The sequence below is a fragment of the Cytobacillus sp. genome (assembly GCF_964223445.1).
Taxonomy (GTDB): Bacteria; Bacillota; Bacilli; order Bacillales; family Cytobacillaceae; genus Cytobacillus.
On record NZ_CAXQGS010000080.1, the window covers coordinates 1 to 5181 of the forward strand.

Consider the following 5181-nt stretch of genomic DNA (forward strand, 5'->3'; position numbering starts at 1 on the left):
TACTGGTAGGTGACTGGAGTTCAGACGTGTGCTCTTCCGATCTCAAACCCTCTCTATTCGATTTAAACCCCATCAAGCCCCACCTGCATCAAACTAACTTTAAAACCTCGCATTGAGCCGATTTGATGCGTTTGTGTGCGTAATTAGCGTTCGATACCCAATGGAAACTGGAAAATATTTAGCCGGTCTTGTGGAAAGTTCAAATATGAGCACATCATGGCTTCCGCTTTTACTTTTTGTCATAGCTGGAATTATGGCATTCAGTACTGGAACTTCATGGGGATCTTTCGGCATCCTGCTTCCAATTGCAGGAGACATTGCTGCTGCAACAGATATCTCTCTGTTATTGCCGGCTATGTCAGCAGTTCTTGCCGGGGCAGTGTTCGGGGATCATTGTTCACCGATTTCCGATACAACGATTCTTTCATCAACCGGGGCTGGATGTAATCATATGGACCATGTGATGACCCAGCTTCCATATGCATTGATTTCAGCGGGAATCGCTGCTGTTGGTTATTTAATTGTCGGTTTTACTGGCAGTACTGCAATCGCATTACTTACAGTGGCTGTTCTTGTAGCGGCATTTGCTTTCCTTGCCCGTGGCAAAAAAGAAGCCTGGCAGGAAAATAGAGCTAGTTAAAAAACCATAGATAAAGGCTTTCTCTTTGAGAAGGCCTTTTTTGGTGTTCATCCATCATGATTAAAGAGGTCCCCCGGAAGGGACCCTTTTAATTATAGGTTGTCATTATTTCTTCTATTAAGAGAGCGATTTAAGTCTTCATCGTCAGTAACATATTCACGGCCGCCCTCAAGATGCACTTCTTCTTTCTTGAGGTTTTCTTTAACCTGTTGCGTTTCCTGAACTTCCCGTTTGCCTACGACAATCTCTTCGGTGACAACAGGCTTTTTGGAGACTTCCACACGCTCCTCTGTAATTGGGATCCTGATTGTCTCCTCATCTGATATTGGTGAGGTGCTTGCGCCAGTTGGATCATCCACTTTTCTTCTTTCTACATATACTTCTTCATGCTCTACCGGTACATTAATTGCTTTTTGTTCTTCCACAACGTCTTTATGGATTTCAACTTCTCCGGCTTGAACACGTTCTTTTGACACATCCAGCTGTTCTTCCCGAAGTTTTAATGATTGTTCATCTTCTTCCGCGGGATTTCTCTGCTGGCTATAACCCCCAGTGTAGGTGCTATCCACATTGGCTTCAGAAGTCCCTGCATTGGTAAGACCTGTTGCAGTATCAATTCTATCGCTGTACAAAATGATTTTTCCCTCGTTCACATAAGTTTCATATTTGCGGGCTTCATCATCTGACAAGCCCAGTTCCTTGAATTTTTCAACTGGAGAGTCACTGCTCATGCGATCATCATCAAACCATGATGCGAGACTATTTAAGAATCCTGCGCTCTCACTGCTCTCTCGATCCTTAGTTTCGAAGGTTTCTGTTTGAACACCGGTTTTATCTTCAAGAGACGTATCCAGGTGTTCTGTCTGCCCAATGATGGATAGATCCTGAACAGGGTATCCGTCATTCTGCAGTTCTTGAATGGCATTTACTACTTCCCTTTGTGAATTATAAACTCCAATAATATTGGCATCCATTTGTAAAACCTCCTTTATAGTGCTTTATGCTATATTTGGTAATTGGTTAAGCACACTGGTTATATTCCCGGGACCTGGAAGACCAAACGAGGATAATATTGGCATACCGACAATATTATTTTGAATTATCTGAATAAATAACGAAAGTTTTTTACTTTTAAGAATAAATTTTACTAAGGGGGTGAGGACAAAGAAATACTTGATCAGCTTTGCTGGAATAACTCCTGGCCGAGTTGAATTCTAATGATAATTAAAATACGAGTATACTAATTTTCTTATGTGCTTTACTCTGGCAATGTACTAAAATTTATTATTTCGAAAAATAATACTATTAGGAAAATAATGTTTTGACAGATTATCAAAAACTAGCTATACTAGGCTTAGTTAGATTTAATTATCTGAAAATATAAAAAGTTCCCATTGTTCTTTTTAATTGGGAATATTTACAGGGGGTAGTAATTACTATGGATAATCGTCCGCAGTGGGGATCCAGAGCTGGCTTTATAATGGCAGCGGTGGGTTCTGCAATTGGTCTAGGAAACATCTGGCGTTTCCCTGCAGTTGCATATGAAAATGGAGGGGGAGCATTCTTTTTTCCATACTTGTTTGCTCTGCTGACAGCAGGTATACCGCTTCTGATTATGGAATTTACCATTGGCCATAAGTATCGCGGTTCAGCACCACTGTCTTATGCTAGATTAAGTAAAAAATACGAATGGTTAGGCTGGTGGCAGGTAGCCATCTCATTTGTCATTTCAACATATTATGCGGTTATTATCGCATGGGCAATGTCTTTCGCAGGCTTCTCGTTTAATCTTAAATGGGGTGACGATCCAAACGGATTCCTATTTGGAGAATATTTGAAGCTTTCTGAAACGCCAGGAGATGTAGGCGGGATTGTACCAGGAGTTTTCATTCCGTTAATAATTGTTTGGGTAGTAACACTTGGCATCCTGTTCAAGGGAATTAAAAAAGGTATTGAAATCGCGAACAAAATCTTTATTCCTGTCCTTGTAGTTTTATTCTTAATTATTGTTGTTCGCGCATTGACGCTTGATGGAGCAATCGCAGGCTTGGATGCATTCTTTAAGCCTAACTGGGAGATGATTGCAGAACCTAAAGTTTGGGTTGCAGCATATGGCCAGATCTTCTTTAGCTTATCAATTGGATTTGCCATCATGGTAACATATTCAAGCTACCTTCCTAAGAAAACGGATCTGACAAATAGTGCTTTCATTACAGGTTTTGCAAACTCTGGATTTGAACTTCTAGCAGGGATCGGGGTTTTTGCCGCATTAGGATTCATGGCTGCACAGCAGGGTGTAGGTATTAATGAAGTGGTATCATCCGGTGTAGGATTAGCATTTGTGGTATTCCCGCAAATCATTAACGAATTCCCTGCTTTTAATGGGCTATTCGGGTCTTTCTTCTTTATCTGTTTAACACTTGCGGGCTTGACATCGCTAATATCAATTGTTGAAACATTTGTTGCCGGAGTACAGGATAAGTTTAATGTGTCACGTAATAAAGCTGTTCTTGTTGGCGGCGGTTTGTCTGCTGTTATTTCCATCCTTTTTGCGACACAGGGCGGTTTATACTTCCTTGATGCAGCGGATTACTTCATTAACCAGTTTGGCGTTGCTCTGGCAGGACTTGTCCAGGTTGTAATTGTTGGATGGGTATTGAAAGAATTGAAAAATCTTCAAAACCATGCAGATGCTGTTTCCGATATTAAACTTGGAGCATGGTGGAAAGTGTGTCTAATTGGAATTACACCAATCGTTCTTGGTTATATGATGATTCAAAACATTATTACCAATGTTAAAGATAATTATGAAGGATATCCTACAAGCTTCCTGCTCTATTCAGGATGGGGAGTAGCAATTGGAGCCATTATCTTAGGCTTTGTATTTATGGCAATTAAAAAGAACGAAACACAGACTAAACTTACGATCCCAAATGATAAGGAGGTATCTCAATAATGTCCGGTGGCGCAATTACAATGATGGTGGTTGGGATGCTCATTATCTGGGGCGGTCTGGCAGCAAGTATCATGAATGCCGTATCTAAAGCAAAACAAGCTAAATAATTGAAATTAAGGACTGTCCGTTTAAAGGGCAGTCCTTTTTTACATTATTTTCTCCTGGCTTTTATCCGATCCTGTCTTTCCCATAATCTTAAATGAGGATATGGATCATAGGACCACTCAGTATAGCCATTGTCTTTGTAAATGCCATAATGGAGATGGGGAGGGAATTTGCCTGATGTACCCGGAGGCCCGTAGCCAGAGCTTCCTACCCCTCCTATCATCATCCCGGGTTCAACGATTTGCCCAACTTTCAGGTCTTTTGCAAATCCGCTTAAATGGGCAAAGTAATGATAGTTGTTATTAATATCACGGATTCCGATTCTCCATCCCCCATATTTGTTCCAGCCTTTCATTTCCACTATTCCATAGGATGTAGCCCGGACGGGCACCCCGTAATCAGCGAAAATATCGGTTCCCTCGTGAATCCGTCTTCCGCCCCATCCTCTTGCGTCACCCCAGGTATTTCTATAGCTGTAATTGCTCCTCAGGGGGACAGGGAAGGCGTGATCATCAAGATCAAGGCGGCCGAACTGCTTATAAATCTGGGCTTTGCCGATAATGATGCCGACAGCTTTATCACGCTTATAATAGTTCCACAATCCAATTTTTAAATTATCATGGTCTGTACCATAGGAGAGAAGGAAATTGGCAAAGGAATGAAGAACATCTTCATCACTTTTCAAGCTGGCTTTTCCGTCCCCGTCCCCGTCTATTCCTATTCCGTTGAAAAATTGAATGGATGTAGGATTTTCATCAGATGGATCTGGATTCAAAATCCCCGCCCATTCTTCAGGTTTGAAATAGATGCCTGTAATGCCTTCGGCTTTGGGAATATCCCTTCTGGACTGCCTGACATTCCGTTCATACTGATCAATCCCCGCAAGGTAATACCAGGGAATATTCGTAACAGCTTCAACTTTTTTATATAAGGTCATTCTTTGTTTATATACATCAGCTGGATTTTCTTGAGCGTTCACTGTGCATAAGGAAATCAGAAAAAACGATAAGGCCGCAGCTGCGGTAAATAATATCCGCACGGAAATCCTCCCTTCTTTTATGGTCTGCTTATTTAGTTTGTGAGGAATAGATAATTTAATAAATATCAATTAATGGTAATACCAGAATCTTCGGCTTGTCCTCTTCAATTCATTATGATAAAGTGGCATCAGGTGAAGCCTAATCAGCTTAGTCGGAATTTGGTTATGACTGGCTTTTTTAATTGGCAAGAATGTATAAATTCTGAAATTAGATTACTGTCTGGCTCCAGCGCCTACCCCCTCGAGGTCACAAGCTTGTCTTGTTTCGGCTCCTAGGGACTCGGGGTCATAAGCCGTTTCCTTTCAGAAGGAAAAACGCCTTCTTACAGGAACCGTCTTATGCCTGTCGTCCCTGGGCAGTCGCCTCCACATTTCGAGCATCCTCACAAAAAGGCAAAGGACGCCTTTCTGTGAGGCTCGTCTTGTGCTTGTCGGGGGTGA

General features: G+C 41.6%; 4 protein-coding genes and 1 pseudogene. 3 read left to right on the forward strand and 2 right to left on the reverse strand.

The window, feature by feature from the left end:
* Positions 1-160: 160 nt before the first annotated feature.
* A pseudogene (locus ACEQ1T_RS15055) lies at positions 161-640 on the forward strand (Na+/H+ antiporter NhaC family protein); the annotation flags it as partial.
* 92 nt (positions 641-732) lie between these two features.
* Here the strand turns inward: ACEQ1T_RS15055 and ACEQ1T_RS15060 are convergent.
* Positions 733-1614, reverse strand: coding sequence for a YsnF/AvaK domain-containing protein (locus ACEQ1T_RS15060; protein WP_370223567.1), 882 nt, complete (start codon positions 1612-1614; stop codon positions 733-735).
* A 464-nt stretch (positions 1615-2078) separates the two neighbouring features.
* Between ACEQ1T_RS15060 and ACEQ1T_RS15065 the strand changes: the two genes are divergently transcribed.
* Positions 2079-3596, forward strand: a complete 1518-nt coding sequence (locus tag ACEQ1T_RS15065; RefSeq protein ID WP_206840301.1) for a sodium-dependent transporter — start codon at positions 2079-2081, stop codon at positions 3594-3596.
* Positions 3596-3703 carry a methionine/alanine import family NSS transporter small subunit gene (locus ACEQ1T_RS15070; RefSeq protein WP_206840302.1) on the forward strand — a complete coding sequence of 36 codons (108 nt, stop codon included), beginning with the start codon at positions 3596-3598 and terminating at the stop codon, positions 3701-3703. The genes ACEQ1T_RS15065 and ACEQ1T_RS15070 overlap by 1 nt, the downstream gene beginning before the upstream one ends.
* A gap of 44 nt (positions 3704-3747) precedes the next feature.
* On the opposite strand, the gene ACEQ1T_RS15075 is transcribed toward ACEQ1T_RS15070, so the two are convergent.
* Complete coding sequence (locus ACEQ1T_RS15075) at positions 3748-4740, reverse strand: M23 family metallopeptidase (protein WP_370223569.1); 993 nt, start codon at positions 4738-4740, stop codon at positions 3748-3750.
* Positions 4741-5181: the final 441 nt, after the last annotated feature.